The sequence below is a fragment of the Saccharopolyspora soli genome (assembly GCF_022678645.1).
Taxonomy (GTDB): Bacteria; Actinomycetota; Actinomycetes; order Mycobacteriales; family Pseudonocardiaceae; genus Saccharopolyspora; species Saccharopolyspora soli.
In genome coordinates, this window is the sequence record NZ_JALBWV010000058.1 from 38,039 (window position 1) to 57,708 (window position 19,670).

Annotated in this window: 19 protein-coding genes; 8 read left to right on the forward strand and 11 right to left on the reverse strand. The window is 67.3% G+C overall.

Annotation, left to right across the window (positions count from 1 at the left end):
* The first annotated feature begins 12 nt into the window (after positions 1 to 12).
* A complete protein-coding gene (locus tag MOQ72_RS33470; RefSeq protein ID WP_242189770.1) occupies positions 13 to 1,626 on the forward strand; it encodes an amidohydrolase in 1,614 nt (537 codons plus the stop codon).
* 74 nt (positions 1,627 to 1,700) lie between these two features.
* On the opposite strand, the gene MOQ72_RS33475 is transcribed toward MOQ72_RS33470, so the two are convergent.
* Positions 1,701 to 2,282, reverse strand: coding sequence for a TetR/AcrR family transcriptional regulator (locus MOQ72_RS33475; protein ID WP_242189771.1), 582 nt, complete (start codon positions 2,280 to 2,282; stop codon positions 1,701 to 1,703).
* A 153-nt stretch (positions 2,283 to 2,435) separates the two neighbouring features.
* On the opposite strand from MOQ72_RS33475, the gene MOQ72_RS33480 reads away from it, so the two are divergent.
* Positions 2,436 to 3,419 (forward strand): zinc-dependent alcohol dehydrogenase family protein, encoded by a 984-nt coding sequence (locus MOQ72_RS33480; RefSeq protein WP_242189772.1) that lies wholly within the window; start codon positions 2,436 to 2,438, stop codon positions 3,417 to 3,419.
* Positions 3,420 to 3,986: 567 nt separating this feature from the next.
* On the opposite strand, the gene MOQ72_RS33485 is transcribed toward MOQ72_RS33480, so the two are convergent.
* From MOQ72_RS33485 to MOQ72_RS33495, 3 genes are read right to left on the reverse strand one after another with little or no spacing between them, the layout of a single operon-like run.
* The gene (locus tag MOQ72_RS33485) at positions 3,987 to 4,958 is read right to left on the reverse strand and encodes an aldo/keto reductase (RefSeq protein WP_242189773.1); all 972 of its coding nucleotides are present in this window, start codon (positions 4,956 to 4,958) and stop codon (positions 3,987 to 3,989) included.
* 46 nt (positions 4,959 to 5,004) lie between these two features.
* Positions 5,005 to 5,865 (reverse strand): aldo/keto reductase, encoded by an 861-nt coding sequence (locus MOQ72_RS33490; RefSeq protein WP_242189774.1) that lies wholly within the window; start codon positions 5,863 to 5,865, stop codon positions 5,005 to 5,007.
* Entirely contained in the window at positions 5,843 to 6,100 is a 258-nt protein-coding gene (locus tag MOQ72_RS33495; protein ID WP_242189775.1) for a hypothetical protein, read from the reverse strand. The genes MOQ72_RS33490 and MOQ72_RS33495 overlap by 23 nt, the downstream gene beginning before the upstream one ends.
* A gap of 117 nt (positions 6,101 to 6,217) precedes the next feature.
* Here MOQ72_RS33495 and MOQ72_RS33500 point away from each other — a divergent pair, with 117 nt between their 5' ends.
* Positions 6,218 to 7,099: a LysR family transcriptional regulator gene (locus MOQ72_RS33500; protein ID WP_242189776.1), complete on the forward strand. Its 882-nt coding sequence runs from the start codon at positions 6,218 to 6,220 to the stop codon at positions 7,097 to 7,099.
* 245 nt (positions 7,100 to 7,344) lie between these two features.
* On the opposite strand, the gene MOQ72_RS33505 is transcribed toward MOQ72_RS33500, so the two are convergent.
* From MOQ72_RS33505 to MOQ72_RS33515, 3 genes are all read right to left on the reverse strand, one after another.
* Positions 7,345 to 8,580, reverse strand: a complete 1,236-nt coding sequence (locus tag MOQ72_RS33505) for an MFS transporter (protein ID WP_242189777.1) — start codon at positions 8,578 to 8,580, stop codon at positions 7,345 to 7,347.
* Between the two features lie 313 nt (positions 8,581 to 8,893).
* Positions 8,894 to 9,565: a GntR family transcriptional regulator gene (locus tag MOQ72_RS45380; protein WP_242189778.1), complete on the reverse strand. Its 672-nt coding sequence runs from the start codon at positions 9,563 to 9,565 to the stop codon at positions 8,894 to 8,896.
* A 15-nt stretch (positions 9,566 to 9,580) separates the two neighbouring features.
* Positions 9,581 to 10,084, reverse strand: coding sequence for a VOC family protein (locus MOQ72_RS33515; protein WP_242189779.1), 504 nt, complete (start codon positions 10,082 to 10,084; stop codon positions 9,581 to 9,583).
* 113 nt (positions 10,085 to 10,197) lie between these two features.
* Here MOQ72_RS33515 and MOQ72_RS33520 point away from each other — a divergent pair, with 113 nt between their 5' ends.
* Positions 10,198 to 12,378 (forward strand): alpha-ketoacid dehydrogenase subunit alpha/beta, encoded by a 2,181-nt coding sequence (locus tag MOQ72_RS33520; protein ID WP_242189780.1) that lies wholly within the window; start codon positions 10,198 to 10,200, stop codon positions 12,376 to 12,378.
* Positions 12,379 to 12,405: 27 nt separating this feature from the next.
* Entirely contained in the window at positions 12,406 to 13,647 is a 1,242-nt protein-coding gene (locus MOQ72_RS33525; protein ID WP_242189781.1) for a dihydrolipoamide acetyltransferase family protein, read from the forward strand.
* Here MOQ72_RS33525 and MOQ72_RS33530 read toward each other — a convergent pair.
* Complete coding sequence (locus MOQ72_RS33530; protein WP_242189782.1) at positions 13,644 to 14,672, reverse strand: LacI family DNA-binding transcriptional regulator; 1,029 nt, start codon at positions 14,670 to 14,672, stop codon at positions 13,644 to 13,646. The two genes, MOQ72_RS33525 and MOQ72_RS33530, sit on opposite strands and share 4 nt — an antisense overlap.
* 204 nt (positions 14,673 to 14,876) lie before the next feature.
* Between MOQ72_RS33530 and MOQ72_RS33535 the strand changes: the two genes are divergently transcribed.
* Genes MOQ72_RS33535 through MOQ72_RS33545 form a run of 3 tightly spaced genes read left to right on the forward strand, consistent with a single transcriptional unit; the run spans position 14,877 to position 18,549 of the window.
* Positions 14,877 to 15,818, forward strand: coding sequence for an NAD(P)-dependent oxidoreductase (locus MOQ72_RS33535; protein WP_242189783.1), 942 nt, complete (start codon positions 14,877 to 14,879; stop codon positions 15,816 to 15,818).
* A gap of 2 nt (positions 15,819 to 15,820) precedes the next feature.
* The gene (locus MOQ72_RS33540) at positions 15,821 to 17,074 is read left to right on the forward strand and encodes a M24 family metallopeptidase (RefSeq protein WP_242189784.1); all 1,254 of its coding nucleotides are present in this window, start codon (positions 15,821 to 15,823) and stop codon (positions 17,072 to 17,074) included.
* An 11-nt stretch (positions 17,075 to 17,085) separates the two neighbouring features.
* A complete protein-coding gene (locus MOQ72_RS33545) occupies positions 17,086 to 18,549 on the forward strand; it encodes an NAD-dependent succinate-semialdehyde dehydrogenase (RefSeq protein ID WP_242189785.1) in 1,464 nt (487 codons plus the stop codon).
* Between the two features lie 26 nt (positions 18,550 to 18,575).
* On the opposite strand, the gene MOQ72_RS33550 is transcribed toward MOQ72_RS33545, so the two are convergent.
* Genes MOQ72_RS33550 through MOQ72_RS33560 form a run of 3 tightly spaced genes read right to left on the reverse strand, consistent with a single transcriptional unit; the run spans position 18,576 to position 19,656 of the window.
* Positions 18,576 to 18,806, reverse strand: a complete 231-nt coding sequence (locus tag MOQ72_RS33550) for a hypothetical protein (protein ID WP_242189786.1) — start codon at positions 18,804 to 18,806, stop codon at positions 18,576 to 18,578.
* A gap of 25 nt (positions 18,807 to 18,831) precedes the next feature.
* The gene (locus MOQ72_RS33555) at positions 18,832 to 19,470 is read right to left on the reverse strand and encodes an NAD(P)-dependent oxidoreductase (protein WP_242189787.1); all 639 of its coding nucleotides are present in this window, start codon (positions 19,468 to 19,470) and stop codon (positions 18,832 to 18,834) included.
* Between the two features lie 57 nt (positions 19,471 to 19,527).
* A complete protein-coding gene (locus MOQ72_RS33560) occupies positions 19,528 to 19,656 on the reverse strand; it encodes a hypothetical protein (RefSeq protein WP_308198027.1) in 129 nt (42 codons plus the stop codon).
* Positions 19,657 to 19,670 lie beyond the last annotated feature (14 nt).

Below are 19,670 nucleotides of genomic sequence, written 5' to 3' on the forward strand. Positions count from 1 at the left end.
AAAGAAGGTCACGTGGCTGACTCGACGAAGAGCGCCGCCGACGAGGTCTACGTCAACGGTCGGATCTGGGCGGCCCGCGGGCGCGAGGTCACCGCGCTCGCCGTTCGCGACGGCCGGGTGCTCGCGTGCGGTGAGGATGCGCAGGAGCTCGCGGGGCGCGGCAGCCGAGTGGTGGACCTGGGAGGTCGGCGGATGATCCCAGGCCTCATCGACGGGCACATGCACGCTACCCGCGCTGGTGCCACCTGGGCGACGGAGCTGCATTGGACGGGAGTGCCGGACGTGGCGAGCGCGCTCGCCACCGTCGAGGCAGTTGCCCGGGACCGCCCGCCCGGCGAGTGGATCCGCGCGATCGGCGGCTGGCACCCGTGCCAGTTCGCCGAATCCCGGGAGCCTACCCGGGCCGAGCTGGACGCGGTTGCCCCGGACCATCCCGTGTACCTGCAGGCTCTGTACGAGGTCGCGGTGCTCAACTCGGCCGCGCTCAGGGCGACCGGTCTTGACAAGTTGTCCGGGAACCCGCCGGGCGGTTGGGTCGAGCGCGATCCGGTTGCCGGTGAGCCGACCGGCCGGGTGCGCGGTATGGGCGCGTTCAGCCACTGCCTCGCCGCCATCGCGCCGCCCACACCGGACGAGCAACTGCGGTCCACCGCGGCGATGTTCGCGGACCTGCACGCCAGCGGTCTGACGGGAATCGTCGACCCGGGCGGCTTCGGCATGAGTCCCGAGCGGTACGACCCGCTGTTCGCGCTCTGGCGCGATCACGAGCTGTCCATGCGGATGCGGCTGTTCCTGTCCGCGGTCGATCCAGGACAGGAACACGCGCAGCTCGGCGACTGGCTGCGGCACGCGCAGACGCGGTTCGGCGACGAGATGCTGCAGGTCCTCGGCATCGGGGAAGTGGTCCACTTCGGATGCCATGATTTCGAAGGTCTGGAAGACTTTCGCATCGGTGAGGAGGCCGCGGCCCAGCTGTACGACATCAGCTATGCGACTGCGGCGCGTAGCTGGCCGATGAACATCCACGCTGTCCTGGATTCCTCGATCGATGTGATCGTCGACTGCTGGGAGGCAGTCCACCGGCTGATCCCGTTGACCGGACTCCGGTTCACCCTGTCCCACGCGGATCGGATCAGCAGCCGGAACCTGCGGCGGCTGAAGGCATTGGGCGCCGGGATCGTGCTCGACGATCGTCAGGTGTTCAAGGCATCGGCATCGGAGGCGGCGTGGGGGCCAGGGTCGATGACGGCCGTCCCACCGGTCGCTGACGTCCTGGCGGAGGGCATCCCGGTGGCCGCAGGCACCGACGCAAGCCGCGCTTCGTCCTACAGCCCTTGGCTTTCCCTGTGGTGGCTCGTCTCCGGTACCTCGCTTGACGGCGAACCACGACGGTCCGGCCCACAGCTGTTCAGCCGGGAGCGCGCACTGGAGGCGTACACCGCCGGCAGCGCGTGGCTGAGCTTCGAGGAACGGGACCGGGGCCACCTGAATCCCGGTGCCAGGGCGGACTTCGCAGTCCTGAGCGAGGACTACCTGACCGTGCCATCCGAAAAGATCCCCACGATCTCGTCCGAGCTGACCGTGGTCGGCGGGAAGGTCGTGCACTCGACGGGCGCGGTGGGATGAACGTCGGCCTGTTCAGCCGAAGACCAGGATGGCCACCGCACAGGCGCGCTGGCTGGCTGTGTTCATGAGTGCGGTCAGCTCGCCTTGGTGTGGCAGTCGACGAGGCTGCGGGCGGCCGCCTTGGCCGAGTCGACGACGTGGCGCTCCTGGAGGAGCCGACCCGAGGCGAGGGCTCCGTCGATGAGCAGGTCGAGTTGTTCGGCGAGAGCGTCCGGATCGTCGGCCGCCGCGCCCCGGCACAGTTCGCGCAGCCACTCCTGGCGGCGGCGGGTATGACTGACCGCGTTGGCGTGGGCCTCGGTGTCGGCACTGGCCTCGACGGCCACGCTGATGAATGGACAGCCGAAGAAGCCGTGCCGGGCGAAGGCGTCCAGCAGCGCGTCGAACAGTCCGACGAGTTGCTCGCGGGGCGAGTCGCCGGCTCGCTGGGCAGCGGCCTGCAGTTGGCTCATCCAGGAGTCGTCCGTTCTGCGGATGTAGGCCGCGATGAGGTCTTCTTTGGTGCGGAAGTGCACGTAGAGCGTGGACTTCGCGACGCCGGACTCGGCGATGACCTGGTCGATGCCTACGCCGCGTAGGCCGTGCCGGTGGAACAGTTCGGCAGCGGCGTCGAGGATCTTCTGCTCAGTGTTGGTCTTGCGCACCCGGGTCGACATGCCGGACAGACTAGTACGTCCGATTAGAACGCCCAGTAACCGTGTCAAGGCTCACGCCGTGGTCGCCTTGCCCCCTTAATCAGACGAACTAGTCTGTTCGATTAAGGAAATTCGAGATCTCACACAGACCAAGACAAAGATGAGGTGGCGGTAATGCGTGCGGTGGTGCTGGAGAAGTTCGGCGGCCCGCTGATGCTGCGGGAACTCGACCAGCCGGAGGCCGGGCCAGGTCAGGTGCTGGTCCGGATCGCGGCGAGCGGCGTGAACCCGCTGGACACGAAGATCGCGGCCGGGCAGGCCGCACACGCCAGGGTCCAGCCGCCCGCCGTGCTCGGTCTTGATCTCGCCGGCGTGGTGGAGGCGACCGGCGTGGGTGTCACCGGTTTCACTCCTGGTGATGCCGTGTACGGGCTGACCGGCGGAGTCGGCGAGCTGCAGGGATCGCTCGCGGAGTACGCAGCGGTGGACGCCCGGCTGATCGCGCGCCAGCCCACGTCGCTGGATCAGCGGCAGGCGGCCGCGTTGCCACTGGCGGCGATCACGGCTTGGGAAGGACTGGTCGACCGGGCACGGGTGCGCTCGGGGTACAAGGTCCTCGTGCACGGTGGTGCCGGCGGCGTCGGCCACGTGGCGGTGCAGATCGCGCGGGCGTTCGGTGCTGACGTGTACGCCACGGAGTCGCCTCGAAAACTGGCCGTCGTCGAGCAGTTCGGTGCTACCCCCATCGACTTCACCGCGACCGCGGTCGAGCAGTACGTCGCCGAGCACACCGATGGCCAGGGGTTCGACGTGGTGTACGACACCGTCGGCGGGGCCGTGCTGGACGCGTCGTTCGCGGCGGTACGGAACTACACCGGGCACGTGGTCAGCTCCCTGGGGTGGGGCACCCACAGCATCGCGCCGCTGTCGTTCCGCGGCGCCACGTACTCGGGGGTCTTCACGCTGCTGCCGATGCTGTCGGGTCGCGGCCGGGAACACCACGGCGACATCCTTCGCGAAGTCGCGAAACTCGTGCAGCAGGGCGCTATCACGCCGTTGCTCGACCCACGGCACTTCACGCTCGGCACCGTGGCCGACGCGCACACCGCGATCGGCGATCGCACCGCCACCGGCAAGATCACCGTCGACATCGGCTGAGCGGTACGGCAGAGCGTTACTGCGCGGCACACCAGCGGTCTGGATCTGCCGGCTGTCTGGCCGTTCGTCGGGTAGCCGAACCACATCCGCCGTCCGAAGTCTGGTTTCGTGGTGGTGATGGGTACTGCCCAGCCCACTGTTCGACCTGTGCGGACGAATTCTCGGCATCTCCGCACTGATGGTGACCGTTCTGCCCGCGCTGCCGCGTTCCTGTTCTCTTCCAACGTCATCGTCCTGCTCGCGGCACGAGCGCTGTCGAGGCCGGTTCAGTTAGCCGACCGGAGTGGACGGTGAGCGAAGTGTCGGGTTCCAGCGCCACCGAGCTTTCACGGTCCTCGCGCTAGCCGTGACCGTGCCGGTGCGTGGTCCAGGAATCGCGGAAACGGATTCGATTGGCGGCGAACGTGTTCGTAGATGATCGAGCCATTCCGCGACGGCACGATTGGAATTGCCAGATGGGGCAGGCGTCTCCGGCGATCGTGTGCATTGCTATCGCGACTCGGTGACGGCGTCCCACGAGCTTCGGGAGGTGCCGTCACCGAGTCGGAGCCAGTCTGCTGTCGCGTGCTAGAGCACGCCTTCCGGGGTGGCGCCCTCGATTGGGACGGCGTCGGCGACGATCGTGTTGATTCGTGCGAGGTCCTGTGCGTTCAGCTGCACGTCGGCGGCTGCGGCGCTGGACTCGATGTTGATTCTGCTGCGGGCGCCGACGATGGCGACGTGCACGCCGGGCTGGGCGAGGACCCACGCGATGGCGAGCTGGCTGACGCTGATACCGCGCTCCGCGGCGAACTCTTCGAGTTCGCGCACGATGGCGAGGTTGCGGCGGAACTTCTCGCCGGTGAAGGCGGTTGCCCTGCTGCGCCAGTCGGTTTCCTCGAATGTGGTGTTCTCGTCGAACCGGCCGGTGAGCAGTCCGCTGGCGAGCGGGCTGTAGACGAGCACGCCGATGTCGTGCGCGATGGTGTACGGCAGGATCTCGGCCTCGATCCCGCGTCGGAACAGGTGGTAGGGCGGCTGCAGGGTGTCCACGGGGCGGATCGCGGAGAATTCCGCCATCTGCTTGGCGTCGTAGTTGGACACTCCGGCGTATCGGATTTTTCCGGCCTCGACGAGCTCCTGGAGCGCGCTCGCGGTCTCTTCGGCCGGGACGGTTACGTCCGGCCAGTGGACCTGGTAGAGGTCGATGGTGTCGACGCCGAGGGCGCGCAGGCTGTCCTCGACGCCACGGCGCAGGTACGCCGCCGAGGCGTCGCGCCCACCGCGGTTGGGTCGGATGCCGCCCTTGGTCGCGATGACCACGCTGTCGCGGTCGCTGGTGATCTCGTGGCGCAGCGCCTTGCCCAGCAGGCGTTCCGACGCGCCGAAGCCGTAACCCTGGGCGGTGTCGAAGAAGTTGATGCCCAGATCACGCGCGTGGCGGATGGCGGCAACTGCGGCGTCCTCGTCGAAACCACCCCAGTCACCACCAAGTTGCCAGGTTCCGAATGCGATTCGGGAAACCTGCAGGCCGGTCCTACCGAGACTCGTCGTTCGCATGTTCTTTGATCTTTCATTCGTCGGTCCGGACGGATTCGGGGCAGTGCTAGGCGGAATCCAGTTGGGCCAACTCGGTTTCGGACAGCTTCAGGTTCGCCGCGTTGACCGAGTCGCGGATGCTCTCCGGGCGCGAAGCGCCCGGAATCGGGATGACAACGGGTGATTTGGCCAACATCCAGGCCAGGCAGACCTGCTGCGGGCTCACCCCGTGGTCCCGTGCCACCTGTGCGAACACCGCGAATCGCGAGCCCAGCTCGCGGGCGCGGGCGATCCCGCCCAGCGGGCTCCACGGCAGGAACGCGATGTCCATTTCCGTGCACAGATCGAGTTCCGGCTCGCTGGACCGGAAGGCAGGCGAGAACTGGTTCTGCACGCTGACCAGCCGGCCGCCGAGGATCTCATCGGCCTGCTGGATCTGGTCGGGGTTGGCGTTGGAGATGCCAGCGAACCGGATCTTGCCCTCGTCGAGGAGATCGCGGATCGCGCCGATCGACTCGGCGTAGGCAACGGCCGGGTCAGGTCGGTGGAACTGGTACAAGCCGATGGCGTCGACGCCGAGTCGCTTCAGCGATGCCTCGCAGGCCGCCTTGAGGTGCTCCGGCGATCCGTCCAGGATCCACGAACCGTCGCCTGGGCGCAGGTGGCCACCCTTGGTCGCGACCACCACCTCCGAGCTGTCGCCGCCGAAACTGGCCAACGCGCGGGCGATCAGGGACTCGTTGTGCCCGACCTCGTCGGCGTCGCGGTGGTAGGCGTCGGCAGTGTCGATGAGGGTGACCCCGGCTTCCAGTGCTTCGTGGATAGTCGCGATCGAACGCTGCTCGTCGGGGCGTCCCTCGATCGACATCGGCATGCCGCCGAGCCCGATCGCGCTGACCCTGGTGTCACCGAGTTGGCGTGACTGCATGTGCGGTTCCTCCGTCGTCCGGTTCTCCATCGAAGTCTTGTGCGGCAATGGGGGAGTTGGGTGCGGAGCGCGGGATGCTGGTCGTCCTGATGATGCCGAGGACTTCGATCAGCTCGCTGAGCTCGATTTGCCCACCGCAAGCGACCGAGCACGCCCAGTGCTCCAGGTCGGCGGCGACTGCGGCGACCGCCAGTCTGCTGGCCTCGTCCACGCTCAGTTGAGGTGCGGGGTACATCGGCTCCGTTCCGCGAACATCGGGTTCCGTTGTTGCCGTGCACCCACCATCTCCCTACCCCCACTCAGCAGTCCAACAGTAGAAACCGATGACAGCGAGCAGCTAGAGTTCTGAATCGTGGACCTGCGGCAACTCGAGCATTTCGTCACCGTGGCCGAGGAACGGCACTTCACCCGGGCCGCCGAGCGCCTGTTCATCTCCCAGTCCGGGCTGTCGGCTTCCATCCGGGCCTTGGAGAAAGAGCTTGGCGCAGAGCTGTTCATCCGCAACACGCGACGCGTGCACCTCACCGAAGCTGGGCAGGCGCTGCTGGAGGAGTCGCGCCACACCCTTGCTAGCGTCACGGCCGCTCGCGAGGCGGTCGCCGCCGTCCAGGGACTGCTGCGTGGTCGACTGCGCGTCGGCACCGAGCAGTGCCTGGGCGTGGTCGATGTCCCGGAGGAGCTCGCCCGCTTCCACGCTGTGCACCCGGGGGTGGAGCTGCTGGTGCAACAAGCCGGGTCGATGCACCTTCTCGAAGACCTGCGCGGCGGACTGCTCGACGTGGCCTTCATCGCCGGATCCACCAACTGCCCGCCTGGCGTCACCTTGATCCAGCTGGCCAGCGAACCCATGACGCTGATCTGCCATCCGACGCACCGGCTCGCTGGCACCGGGTGCGTCGACTGGGAGGCGCTGACCGAGGAGTCCTTTGTGGATTTCCACCCAGACTGGGGCTCTCGGCAAGTCACCGACCACGCGTTCGCAGCGGCCCGGATCTCGCGTCACATCGCTTCCGAGGTCAACGATGTCCACACCCTTCTCGATCTCGTCGGCATGGGGCTGGGGGTGGCGATCGTACCCGGTCCTATTGCCCGCAAGAAGGCTGGCAAGCTGGCGAGCCTGACCCTCCCGACCGACGCGCCACGATGGGACGTCACGATCGCTGTTCCGGCCGGGACGCCCACCGCAGCCGCACGAACCTTCCTCACCCCGATACGCCAGCGCTTCACAGCGTGAGCGAGCGACCCGCTGTCCCTGCCGCAAGGCCAACTTCCTGCGGAGAACACATGGGATTCCGGGCGACTGCCATAGTTACGGGCTGGCCGCAAAACGCCAACCAGAGTCTTGCGTTTGCCCCCGTCTGCGTGCCTGTCCGTCCATGTTGGAGCAGTGGAAGTGTCCATTCCAGGCCGGACCCCGTGGGACAGCAGGTATCGGCTGTCCCACGGGGTTCGGTGCCGGACGCAGTGCGCGGTACGACGTCAGCTGGTGACCACATCCGAGGTGGTCGGCAAGGTGTTGGGAGTTTCCTCGACCAGTCGGTCGTTCGGCAGCGGGATCATGGTCAACGCGGACACCACGAAGAAACCGCCGCACAGGATCAGACCCGTAACCAGACCGTACCCGCCGGCGATCCCGCCCAAGGCCAGGGGAGCGAACGCGGAAGCGCCTCGTCCTACGTTGAAGCAGAACCCCGCACCGCTGGCCCGGACGCGGGTGGGGAACAGACCACCGAGGTAGGCACCGAAGAGAGCACCGAATGAGGCGACGAAAGCGAACAGCGGACCGATCCACATCAGCAAGACCTCGTTTCGGGTGACCACGTAGATCGGCAGGATCAGGGCTGAGGCCAGCAGGGTCAGCATCAGGGTCGATTTGCGGCCGATCTTGTCAGCCACGAACCCGAACACGTTGTACCCCACGAACATCGCCGCGTTGTTCGCGGCGACCAGCAGCGCGACGACGTTGATGTCGAGACCGCGGTCGGCCAGGAAGGTCGGCAGCCAGGTGTTGACGCCCCAGAATCCGACCTGGGCCAGGGCCACCACGATGGTTCCGATCACGGTCAGTTTCACCAACCCCGGTCGGAAGATCTCGCCGATCCCGACCGAAGCGCGCTTGCCATCGGTCACCGGTCGTGCCCGACGTTGCTCCAGCCAACGAGGCGATTCCTCAATCGTGAAGATGACGGCCACGACCGGAATCACCACCGCGACGCCGAGCACGAGGAACATGAGGTGCCAATCGGGCAGCAGCAGCGATCCGGCCAGGGACGCGAGCACCCCGCCAGCCGGGAACGCGGCGATCACGAACGCGACCGCGCGGGCTCCTTGCGCTTTCGGCCAAGTTTCCACGACCAGCGTTGATACCGCGCTCCACACCCCGCCCAAGCCGAAACCAGCGATGAACCGCAATGCGAGGAAGAGCCAGAAACTGGTGGTCACGGACAGCAGCGCGGTGAAGACACCGAAAACGACCAGCGAGATCAACAACGCGGGCTTGCGCCCGTAGTTGTCGGCGAACCAGCCGGAACCCAGGCTGCTGATGCCGATGCCCAGCAACGTCATGGTCGCCAGCCAGCCGCCTTGAACTGGGCTGAGATGCAGATCCGCGCGGATGGTGGGCAGCGCTACCGTCAAGGCCACGAGCTCTACGGCGTCGAAGGTGTACGCGAGAAAGCACGTCCCTAGGACTGTCCATTTAGTACGGTTCGTCATGTTGGCTCCAGCTCGCTTCGTTGCGACGTGTGCCTCGTGGCACGGGTTCTCGTCGAGCCGGTTGCGGTGGCGGGGAGTACGTCAGTGGCACTGCGGGGCAGAGCGGGCCGCGCGTAACAAATCTCGAATCCTACCGAGAGCCGACCTGCAACCGGTTGCAACCTTGCTGGTAAGTTGTCGCGTTGTCAAGCTGCTGGTTTTTGCGGAACGCCCAGGGTGGCAGAAAGAGTGGAGACAAGAGCTAACTGCAACCGGTTGTCGCTGCCTGTGCAATGCGACGCGACACCGTATCCGCTGGCCGCCGTGCTCGGAGTTACCGAACCTGGAACACCTCTGGGTGGCGGTCGAGTTCGATGCGGGTGCGGCGGATGTGCAGTTCCAAGATCCGCTGGGCGGAATTATGGTCGCGATCGTGCAGCGCCTCGATCAGCAGCCGGTGTTCGGAGTCGATGATCCAGCGACGCGGTGTCCAGGTCAGCCGGGTGAACGCCCGCCGGTAGTGCTGGGTGGTGTCCCACAGCCGCGCGACGATCGACGCGAGCCCCTCGGCGCGGTGGTGTCGGTAGCTGGCCCAATGCAGCTGCCGGTCCAGCACCAGGAACGCCTCGACGTCGTCGGTCCGCTCGATTCGGTCCTGGATCCCGGCCAGCTCCGCGATGTCGTTTTCGGACAGTCGTGGCGCGGATTCGGCCAGCAGCAACGGTTCCAGCCGCTCGCGGATCTGGTAGTTCAGCCCGCACTCGCGCATGTCCATCTGGGTAACCCAGGCGCCTTGATTCGCACGCATCGTGACCAATCCCCGTGATTGGAGGATGCGCAGCCCCTCGCGGACCGGGATGCGGCTGGTGTTGAGCTCTTCGGCGAGCTCGTCCTGGATGATGCGGGTCCCGGGGGGGAGCTTCCCGGACAGGATCTGCTCCCGCAGGTGGTCGGCGACGCGCTGACTGGCCACCGTGGATGGCGGGGCGCCGTTGGTATCGGCCACTGCCACCTCCTGTCCTCAACCGAAGGCTTCCGGGGTGCGGTGGAACGCCTTTCCCCGCGGATAGGACACTAGCTCACACTGCAGACCCCACGGAGCGAGGAAGTAGACCCACCGCTGGCCCTCGTGCGGTCCCCGGCTGGCCGTCGGTTTGCCCAGCACCCGCAGGCCACGCCGGTGCAGGTCGGCGACCGCGGCGTCGAGGTCTTCGACGTACAGCGCGATGTGGTGACCGCCGACGTCGCTGTTGCTCGGTGGCTCGGTGCGCTGATCGGGCGCTTGGTATTCGAAGACTTCGAGGATCGCCTGGCCGCCGAGTCGGAAGAACTGGATGCGCGGCGCGACCGCCCGGTCGGCCACGTTGAGGTGCTCGCTCATCCAGCGGCCTTCGTCGTCGCGCAGCGGCCCCAGCGTGTACAGGTACTCGCAGCCGAGCACATCGACGAAGAACTGCCGGGCCTGATCCAGGTCCGGGACGGTGATGCCGAAATGGTCGACGCGGGTCACTCCCGGGATGGACATCTAGCCTCCAATGGATCCAATCGGTCTTGCAACTCTGCACAATAGTAGGCATAGTCTACGTACGACGGTCCGATTGGATCCATTTATTGAGAGGTCGTCTTTGAGGAGCATCGATGCCCAGCCATGAGAACCTCACCGCCGCCGCCCCGTGGGTCGGGCTGGCCGCGTCCACTGAGGACTGGGACGCCGCCGAGCCCGACCTGCTGCTGCAACTGCTCGGGGAGGTGCTGTGGATCCGGGCGTTCGAGGAGTACGTGCTCGAACTGGCCGGCCAGGGGCTCATCCACGGACCGGCGCATTCGAGCGTCGGCCAGGAGGGAGGCGCGGTCGGCTCGGTGCTGCCGCTGCGCAGCGACGACTACGTCAACGGTTCGCACCGCGGTCACCACCAGTTCCTCGCGAAGGCGTTCGGCCACGTCATGCCGCGCAAGTCGGGTGTCCTGCCGGAACTGAACGACGACGTGCGCACCGTGCTGCGCCGGACCCTCGCCGAGATCTGCGGACTGGCCGAGGGATATTGCCAGGGCCGCGGTGGATCCATGCACCTGCGCTGGCGCGAGGCAGGGGCCATGGGCACGAACGCGATCGTCGGGGGCGGCGTGCCCCAGGCCGCGGGCTTCGCGTTCAACCAGCGCCGGGCAGGCACCGACGCGGTTACCGTGACCTACTTCGGCGACGGTGCCGTGAACATCGGATCGGTGGTGGAGACGTTCAACCTCGCCGCGGCCTGGCGGCTCCCGATCTGCTTCTTCATCGAGAACAACCAGTACGCGGTCTCAACTTCGGTCCGGGAAGCGACCGCCGAGCCCCGGCTGTCAGCGCGGGGCCTCGGGTTCAACATCCCGAGCTGGCGGGTGGACGGCATGGATCCGCTGGCGGTGAACCTCGCCATGTGCGAGGCACTCGACCACATGCGCGCGGGCAACGGACCGACGATCGTGGAGGCCGAGGTCTACCGGTACTTCCACCAGAACGGGCCGTACCCGGGCAGCGCCTTCGGCTACCGCGACAGGGCCGAGGAGCAGTCGTGGCGGGACCGCGACCCGATCGAGTTGCTGCGCACCCATGTCATCCGGCGCGGCCTCGCGACGGCCGAGGACGTCACGGCAGCCCGTGACGAGGTCGTCGCGGTGCTGCGGGAGATCGGCGACAGCCTGCTGGACCCCGTGCCCGGCGGAAAGCCGGGACAACGCCAGATCAAGGCGGCCGTGTGGCCGGATCCGGGGTTCGTCGACGTCGGTGTCCGCGGGGACCTCGGAGAGCTTGCCGGCAGCCGGTACGAGGAAGCGGACACCTTCGCCGGTGAACTCGGCGAGCGCCGGTTCATCGATGTCGTGAGCGACGTGCTCGCTCGCCGGATGGAGACCGACGAGCGGATCATCGTGCTCGGTGAGGACGTCCACCGGCTCAAGGGCGGCACCAATGGCGCCACGAAGCGGGCGCTGGAGCTGTTCCCGGACCGCGTGCTGGGCACTCCGATCAGCGAGAACGCTTTCACCGGGCTGGGCGGGGGCATGGCGCTGGACGGGCGGTTCCGGCCGGTGGTGGAGTTCATGTACGCGGACTTCATGTGGGTGGCCGCGGACCAGTTGTTCAACCAGGTCGCCAAGGCGCGTCACATGTTCGGTGGCGAGAGCGCGGTTCCGTTCGTGCTGCGCAGCAAGCTCGCGGCCGGTACCGGTTACGGCTCCCAGCACTCGATGGATCCCGCCGGGATCCTGACGACGGCCGCGGGACTGCGCGTCGTGGCGCCGTCGAACCCGTTCGACTACGTCGGCTTGGTGAACACCGCCTTGGCCTGTGCTGATCCGGTGGTCGTCCTGGAGCACGTCGACCTCTACGCCTCGACCGGGGTGGGGCCGGTGGACGACCTCGATTACCGGATCCCGGTGGGCAAGGCGGCGCTGCGCAGGGAAGGCGGCGACGTCACCGTGATTTCGTACCTGTCGATGGTCGGGCACTGCCTCGATGCGCTGGACCAGGTGCCCGAGGTCCAAGCGGATCTGATCGACCTGCGCTGGCTCGACCGGGCAAGCCTCGACTGGGAGACGATCGAGCGCAGCGTCCGCAAGACCAACCGGGTGCTGATCGTCGAGCAGGGCGCCGTCGGAACCTCCTACGGCGGCTGGCTCGCCGACGAGATCCAGCGCCGGTGCTTCGACTGGCTGGACGCGCCGGTCGAGCGGGTCACCGGCCGGGAGGCCGCCCCCAGCATCAGCAAGGTCCTGGAACGCGCGGCAATCGCCCGCACCGAAGAAGTCGTCACCGTGCTGCGGACGATCGCTGCCAACTGACCTCGGAGAAATCAAGGAGTCCAACCAATGGCAACGCTGCTGCGGATGCCCGAAGTCGCGGCCGGTGCGACGGAAGCTGTGCTGTCGGAGTGGCTGGTGGCGGAGAACACCCCGTTCACCACGGGGGAGCCGATCGCGCTCATCGAGACCGACAAGGCATCCGTCGAGGTGGCAGCAGAAATGGATGGCGTGCTCCTCCGGGCGCTGCTGCCGAGCGGAACCTCGGTGGAGGTCGGCTCGCCCATGGCACTGCTGGGTGCCGACGGCGAGCAGGACGTCGACGTAGACCAGTTGCTCGCCGACCTCGGTGTGCCAGGTGCATCCGCACCACCTCCGGTCGCACCGCCGCAGGAGGTGCCCGAGCCTGCGCGGCCGAAGCCGACCGAGCCCGAGCGGGTGTTCAGCAGCCCCCTCGCTAGGAGGCTGCTGAAGGAAGCGGGCCTGACCCCGGAGCAGGTTCGGGGCACCGGGCCGAACGGTCGCATCGTCCGGCGCGACGTCGAGACGGCGATCGCGCAGGCGAAGCAGGCGGCACCGCCGGAGCCCGCCGAGGCTCCGCGGCCGCAAGCCGCGGTACCACCGCCGCAGGCGGGATATCAGGACGTCCCGCACTCCCGGATCCGGCGCGCGATAGCGGCCCGGCTGACGGAGAGCAAACAGGTGATCCCGCACTTCTACGTCACGCGGCGTGCCCGCGTCGATGCTCTTCTGGCGCTGCGCAGGCAGCTCAACGAGATCTCACCGGCAAAGATCTCCGTCAACGATTTGGTGCTCCGCGCGGTCGCGGTCGCGCACCAGAGCGTGCCGGAGGCCAACGTCATCTGGACCGAGAACGCCTTGCGCCAGTTCGAATCGGTCGACATCGGGGTCGCGATCGCCGCCGAGCGCGGGCTCATCACGCCGGTCCTGCGAGGTGTGGAGAAGACGTCGCCGAGCGCGATCGCGGCTCAGGTGCGGGACTTCGTGCGTCGGGCGGGCGACGGAACCCTCCGGCAGTCCGATCTGGAGGGCGGCTCGATCAGCGTGACCAACTTGGGCATGTTCGGTGTGGAGGAGTTCTCGGCGATCATCAATCCACCGCAGTCCGCGATCCTGGCGGTCGGCGCCGCAGTGCCGGAACCCGTTGTGGCAGATGGCGAGGTCGAGGTCGCGACGCAGCTGTCCCTCGTGCTGTCGGTCGACCACCGCGCGATCGATGGTGCCTTGGCGGCGCGCTGGATGGCTGCCCTGACGCAGGCGCTCGAAGAACCGTTGCGCTTGGTCGCCTAGCGGCCAGCTCGCGCAGGTCCGGTCGATCCCCGTACCACCAGGTGAAGTGGCAACGACACAGTCTTCGGAACGCGATCCGCGCTCGCGAATTGTTCCAGCAGGAGCCGGGCGGCTTCTGCGCCGAGACTGTGGTGGGGCACGTGGACCGTCGTCAGCGGCGGGGTCAGCTTGTCCACGAAGCGCATGTCGTTGAAGCCGATCAACGAGACGTCGTCCGGGCAGTCCAGCCCGCGTTCGCGCAGCACGTCCAGGGCACCCAGCGCGATCATGTCGTTGCCAGCCAAGATCGCCGTGACAGCTGGATTCTCGTCGAACAAGCGACGCGCGGCCGCAGCACCCGCGTCCTCGGTGTAGGAGGAGCACTCCACCACCGGGGTGTCCGCGGGCGGCAGCCCGTGCGCCGCAGCGGTCTGCCGGAATGCCTGTGCGCGCCCGAAGCCCGTCGACATCGTGCTGGGCCCGGACAGGTGCGCGATCCTGCGGTGTCCGAGATCGGTGAGGTGCTCGATGGCCGCAGCCATCCCGGCCGAATCATCGCCGGTGACGACTGGGAACAGCGGGACGTCGGTAGAGCGGTTGATCAGCACGACCGCGATGCCATGCTCGTGCGCGCGCGCCAGCAGCGGATCCTCGCGGCGCGCCGTCGCCATCAGGAATCCGTCGACCTTGCGCGAGAGCAACGCGTCGAACTGCGCCTGAGTCCGCTCCGGGGAGTCGTCGGTGTTGGCCAGCAGGGCGGTGTAGCCGTGCGTGCCCAGCGCGTCCTCGATCCCGCGCAAGACGAGCGGGAACAGGGGGTTCGTGAGATCGGGGATGAGCACCCCGATGGTCGCGGACCGGCTCGTGCTCAAGCTGCGGGCCACGTTGTTGGGTTGGTAGTGCAGCCGCTTCGCGGCTGTCAGCACGCGCCGCGCCGTGGCGGGGGTCACCTGGTTGCTCGTGCGGGGGTTCAGTGCCCGGGACGCGGTGGCCTTGTGCACTCCGGCCAGTTTGGCGACGTCGGCGATGGTCGGCGGTTTGCCCATGGTGGACATGATAGGCAGGTTTTGCAACCGGTCGCGCAGCTGGTTGTCGCTGGAATGTCTGACGGCGTTTGACATCACGGCGGTAGCGGGAGCAAGCTGTATTGCAATCGGTTGCAGAAATGACTGCGGACTGATCTGGTGCGCCGAGCTCTTGCTGGCGCCGCTGGGGGCGGAATTGATTCTGAATGCATCGAGGAGGACCAGATGGGTTATCGTCCGGCCGAGCGCCCGCGGATCGGGTGGATCGGCACGGGGCGAATGGGCTTCCAGCTGGCCGCGCGCCTGCTGGACGAAGGCCATGACGTCGCCGTGTACAACAGGACCCGTGCGAAGGCGGAACCGCTGTCCGAGCGAGGCGCGTCGGTGGTGGACGCACCAGCCGATCTCGCCGATCGCGACGTGGTGTTCGTGATGGTCTCGGCGTCGGAAGACCTGGCTGCGGTCACCACCGGCGAGAACGGCGTGTTGACCGCAGCCGGTACCAGCCCCGGGTTGATCGTCGATTCGTCGACCGTGTCCACCGAGGCGTCCGCCGCCGCTCGCGCTGCGTCCGCCGAGCGCGGCACGGACTTCCTGGCCGCACCGGTCAGCGGCAATCCGAAAGTGGTTCGCTCGGGCAAGCTGACATTGGCGGTGTCCGGACCTCGGGAGGCGTTCGACGCCGTGCGGCCGCTGCTGGAACTGCTCGGCAGGGGCGTCACCTACGTCGGCGACGGCGAGGTCGCTCGATTGGCGAAGATCGCGCACAACGTGTTCCTCGGCGTGGTCACCCAGTCCCTCGTCGAGATCACCGTGCTTGCGGAGAAGGGCGGAATGAGCCGCACGGCGTTCCTGGAGTTCCTGAACAACTCCGTGATGGGCTCCGTGTTCACCCGCTACAAGACTCCCGCACTGGTCAATTTGGACTTCACGACGACATTCACGATGCCGTTGCTGCGCAAGGACTTCGACCTCGGCCTGGCCGCGGCGCGTGAGCTGGAAGCCCCGATGCCCGTCGCCTCGGCCACCGCTGGGCTCATCGCCGAGGCGATCGGCGCCGGTTCGCGGGAGAACGACTTCGCCGAGCTGATCCTCGAACAAGCGAGGCGATCCGGCATCGAGCTCACGCCCGAACACACAACTGTCGACGACGGACTGGACGGCTGAAGATGACGACTACCGTGCAGAGCCGCCCGCTGCCCGCCCCGGGGCACGGCGCGGTCGACTTCGAGCAGCGAGTGGACTTCGACCGGTTGCGCGGCTACCGGCTCGGGCGCGCCAGAGCCGCACTGGAATCCAGCGAATGCGGCGCTTTCCTGCTTTTCGACTTCTACAACATCCGCTACGTGACGCAGACGTGGATCGGCGGCGCACTGGGCGACAAGATGACCCGCTACGCGCTGCTGACCCGCAGTGGCGAGCCCGTGCTCTGGGACTTCGGCTCGGCGGCCAAGCACCACCAGCTGTACGCCCCCTGGCTGGCAACGGAGAACTGCCGCGCCGGGATGCTCGGCCTGCGGGGTGCGATCGCGCCGAGCGCCGGGCTGATGGAATCGGCGGTGCGAGAGATCAAGGAAATGCTCACCGACGCGGGCCTCGCCGACCAGCCGGTCGGGGTGGACATCGTCGAGCCGCCTTTCCTGTTCGAGATGCAGCGGCAGGGGCTGAAGGTGCTGGATGCGCAGCAGCTCATGCTGGACGCCCGCCAGATCAAGTCGAGTGACGAGATCACCCTGCTAACCCAGGCGGCCGCGATGGTCGACGGCGTGTACCAGGACATCGTCGAGGTGCTCAAACCCGGGATCCGCGAGAACGAGATCGTGGCACTGGCCAACAAGCGGCTCTACGAGATGGGTTCGGACCAGGTCGAGGCGATCAACGCGGTGTCGGGCGAGCGGTGCAACCCGCACCCGCACAACTTCTCCGATCGCCTGATCCGGCCCGGTGATCAAGCGTTCTTCGACATCATCCAGTCCTACAACGGGTATCGGACCTGCTACTACCGCACGTTCGGCGTCGGCAGCGCGACCGCCTCCCAACGAGACGCCTACACGAAGGCGCGCGAATGGATGGACGCCGCGATCGAGATCGTCGGCCCCGGCGTGGGCACCGACGCGGTGGCCCGGGTGTGGCCACCGGCCACCGAGTTCGGTTTCGAAAGCGAGATGGCTGCCTTCGGCCTGCAGTTCGGCCACGGGCTCGGACTCGGCCTGCACGAGCGGCCCATCATCTCGCGGCTCAACAGCCTCGACAACCCCGTGGAGATCCAGCCGGGGATGGTGTTCGCGCTCGAAACCTATTGCCCGGCCTCGGATGGCTTCTCCGCGGCGCGTATCGAGGAGGAGGTCGTGGTGACCGAGCACGGCGTGCACGTGATCACGAAGTTCCCCGCGCAGGAGCTGTTCATCGCCAACGAGTACTGACAGGAGTCCCGTTGACAACCATCGACCCCGACTCGATCGTGAAGGACGTTCCGGTCGAGCTGTTCATCGGCGGCATCTACCGCCCGTCCTCCGACAGTGCCCGCATCAGCGTGTCAGACCCCGCGACCGGCGCGGAAATCGCTTCCGTGGCGAGCGCTTCCGTCCAGGACGGGCTGGACGCCGTGGGGGCCGCGCACGCGGCTGGTCCGACCTGGGCGGCGACTGCACCCCGTGAGCGGGCGGACGTCCTGCGCCGCGCGTTCGACCTGATGACCGAGCGAGCCGAGCAGTTGGCCGCGCTGATCGTGCTGGAGAACGGCAAGACGCTCGCCGACGCGCGTGCCGAAGTCGCCTACGCAGCCGAGTTCTTCCGGTGGTACTCCGAGGAAGCCGTGCGTTCGATGGGCACCGTGCAGACGGCGCCCTCGGGGGCCAATAGGATTCTCGTGCTGCGCCAGCCGATCGGTGTCTCGGTGCTGGTGACGCCCTGGAACTTCCCGGCCGCGATGGCGACGCGCAAGATCGGCCCGGCGCTCGCGGCCGGCTGCACCGTGGTGCTCAAGCCGGCCAGTGAAACCCCGTTGACCGCGCTGGCGATCGCGGACCTGCTGACCGAGGCGGGCGTGCCGGGTGGTGTGGTGAACGTGCTGCCCTCGTCCCGCTCCGGTTCGGTGGTGCGGGCGATGCTCGACGATCCGCGCGTCCGCAAGGTGTCGTTCACCGGGTCCACCGAGGTTGGTCGCCGGTTGCTGGCGAGCGCGGCCGATACGGTCGTCAGCTCGTCGATGGAACTCGGCGGCAACGCGCCGTTCCTGGTGTTCGCGGACGCGGATCTGGACTCGGCGGTGGACATCGCGATGGTCGCCAAAATGCGCAACGGCGGTGAAGCGTGCACCGCGGCGAACCGGTTCTACGTCGAACGGCCGGCCGTCGCCGAATTCACCCAGCGGCTGGCAGCGCAAATGGCGTCGCTGCGCATGGGGCACGGTCTCGATGCGGATGTCCGCCTCGGCCCGCTGGTCAACGCCACCTCCCGGGACAAGGTCGCGTCACTGGTCAGCCAGACCGTGGAGATGGGCGCCAAGGTCGTTACCGGAGGAGCCGCTGTGGACGGACCCGGCTACTTCTACCCACCCACGGTGCTCAGCGATGTGCACCCCGATGCGCCGGTGCTGAAGGAGGAGATCTTCGGTCCGGTCGCCCCGGTGGTCGCCTTCGACACCGAGGCCGAGGCGATCGAGTTGGCCAACGCCACGGAGTACGGTCTGGTGTCCTACGTGTGCACCGGCGATCTCGCGAAGGGATTGCGGGTAGCCGAACGGATGGACTCGGGCATGGTCGGCCTCAACCGGGGTGTCGTGTCCGATCCGGCCGCTCCCTTCGGTGGCACCAAGCAGAGCGGGATCGGTCGGGAAGGCGGGCACGAGGGAATGCTCGAATTCACCGAATCCAAGTACATCGCGGTCGAATGGTGAGCGTGCCTGCCTCATCTGGATGAGCGTCACCGGCGTTTGTCGGCAGACATCGGCAAGCGTTGTTGATCAGGGAAACGAGATCCTGAGTCCGAACGTGAGGCCAGCCGTCGTGCACCCGAACCATGCATGCCCTCGGAATCACCGTCCACTCGACCGCCCACCGTCCACATCAGAGTCTCAACCGCCTCGACAAGGCGGACCGCGCGGGGATTGATCCGTGCCGGGTCGACATAGGACAGGTCGGTGGTTGTGGTCATTTCGGCCTGCTCCTTGAAAGGTGGGTCAGTTGCTGATGGCGGGCATGGCTCGCTGGTAGCGGGTGTCGGCGAGCTGGGCGGTGAGAAAAGCCGCGATGTCGGCGCGGCTCATGACGGAGCCGATGCGGTCATGACCGAGGAAGCCGGAGCGGATCCGGCCGGTGGCGGGTTTGTTGGTGGGGTTGGTGATGCGGGCGATGGTGTAGTCGAGATCGGAGGAAGTGACGGCCTCGGTCATGCCCTTCAGCTCCGCGAGCGCGTTGGGGAACATCAGCTGGGCCATGACGGGCAGCACCTTGTGCTTCCAGTGCGGTTTGTCCCGCGGGTCGGCTAGCGAGGGCGTGGCCAGGCCGATGAAGCGGGCCACCTTCTCCTTCTCCATGGCCTGCACGATGATCCGCGTCCCGTCGGCCAGCGGGGTGCCGGTCGCGGACCGCTTCAGTGACGGGCCGAGCGCGCTGATCACCGCGTCCGCGCCGGTCACGGCCTGCTGGACGGCATCGCGGTCGGACAACTGTCCGATGACGACCGTGAGGTTCGGGTAGGTGAGGGTGAGCTTGGCGGGGGTGCGGACCAGGGCGGTGACCTGATGGCCGTCGTCCAGCAGCTGCTGGACAACGAGGCGGCCGATACCGCCGGTCGCACCGAAGACAGTGACACGCATCAGGATTGGCTCCTTTCCGGTGAACGGGTTGAGGACCCGGCGGGGCCCGGCGCGGGGTCAGAAGCTGTAGGGGCCGAAGCGTCCCCAGGCCACCAAAGCGCTCATGATCAGCAGAACGATGTCGAAGGCGATCGCGCCGGGTTCCTTGCGGCGGGCGTGGGTGAGTGCGGCCAAAACCATGACCACGGCCAGGCCGGTCG

Bases quoted from the DNA above. Each gene is read 5' to 3' on its own strand.
- MOQ72_RS33490 (WP_242189774.1), bottom strand. From the start codon at position 5,865: ATGCAGTCACGCCAACTCGGTGACACCAGGGTCAGCGCGATCGGGCTC.
- MOQ72_RS33555 (WP_242189787.1), bottom strand. From the start codon at position 19,470: ATGCGTGTCACTGTCTTCGGTGCGACCGGCGGTATCGGCCGCCTCGTT.
- MOQ72_RS33535 (WP_242189783.1), top strand. From the start codon at position 14,877: ATGGGTTATCGTCCGGCCGAGCGCCCGCGGATCGGGTGGATCGGCACG.
- MOQ72_RS33495 (WP_242189775.1), bottom strand. From the start codon at position 6,100: ATGTACCCCGCACCTCAACTGAGCGTGGACGAGGCCAGCAGACTGGCG.
- MOQ72_RS33475 (WP_242189771.1), bottom strand. From the start codon at position 2,282: ATGTCGACCCGGGTGCGCAAGACCAACACTGAGCAGAAGATCCTCGAC.
- MOQ72_RS33520 (WP_242189780.1), top strand. From the start codon at position 10,198: ATGCCCAGCCATGAGAACCTCACCGCCGCCGCCCCGTGGGTCGGGCTG.
- MOQ72_RS33525 (WP_242189781.1), top strand. From the start codon at position 12,406: ATGGCAACGCTGCTGCGGATGCCCGAAGTCGCGGCCGGTGCGACGGAA.
- MOQ72_RS33505 (WP_242189777.1), bottom strand. From the start codon at position 8,580: ATGACGAACCGTACTAAATGGACAGTCCTAGGGACGTGCTTTCTCGCG.
- MOQ72_RS33540 (WP_242189784.1), top strand. From the start codon at position 15,821: ATGACGACTACCGTGCAGAGCCGCCCGCTGCCCGCCCCGGGGCACGGC.
- MOQ72_RS33515 (WP_242189779.1), bottom strand. From the start codon at position 10,084: ATGTCCATCCCGGGAGTGACCCGCGTCGACCATTTCGGCATCACCGTC.
- MOQ72_RS33530 (WP_242189782.1), bottom strand. From the start codon at position 14,672: ATGGGCAAACCGCCGACCATCGCCGACGTCGCCAAACTGGCCGGAGTG.
- MOQ72_RS33485 (WP_242189773.1), bottom strand. From the start codon at position 4,958: ATGCGAACGACGAGTCTCGGTAGGACCGGCCTGCAGGTTTCCCGAATC.
- MOQ72_RS33480 (WP_242189772.1), top strand. From the start codon at position 2,436: ATGCGTGCGGTGGTGCTGGAGAAGTTCGGCGGCCCGCTGATGCTGCGG.
- MOQ72_RS33550 (WP_242189786.1), bottom strand. From the start codon at position 18,806: ATGACCACAACCACCGACCTGTCCTATGTCGACCCGGCACGGATCAAT.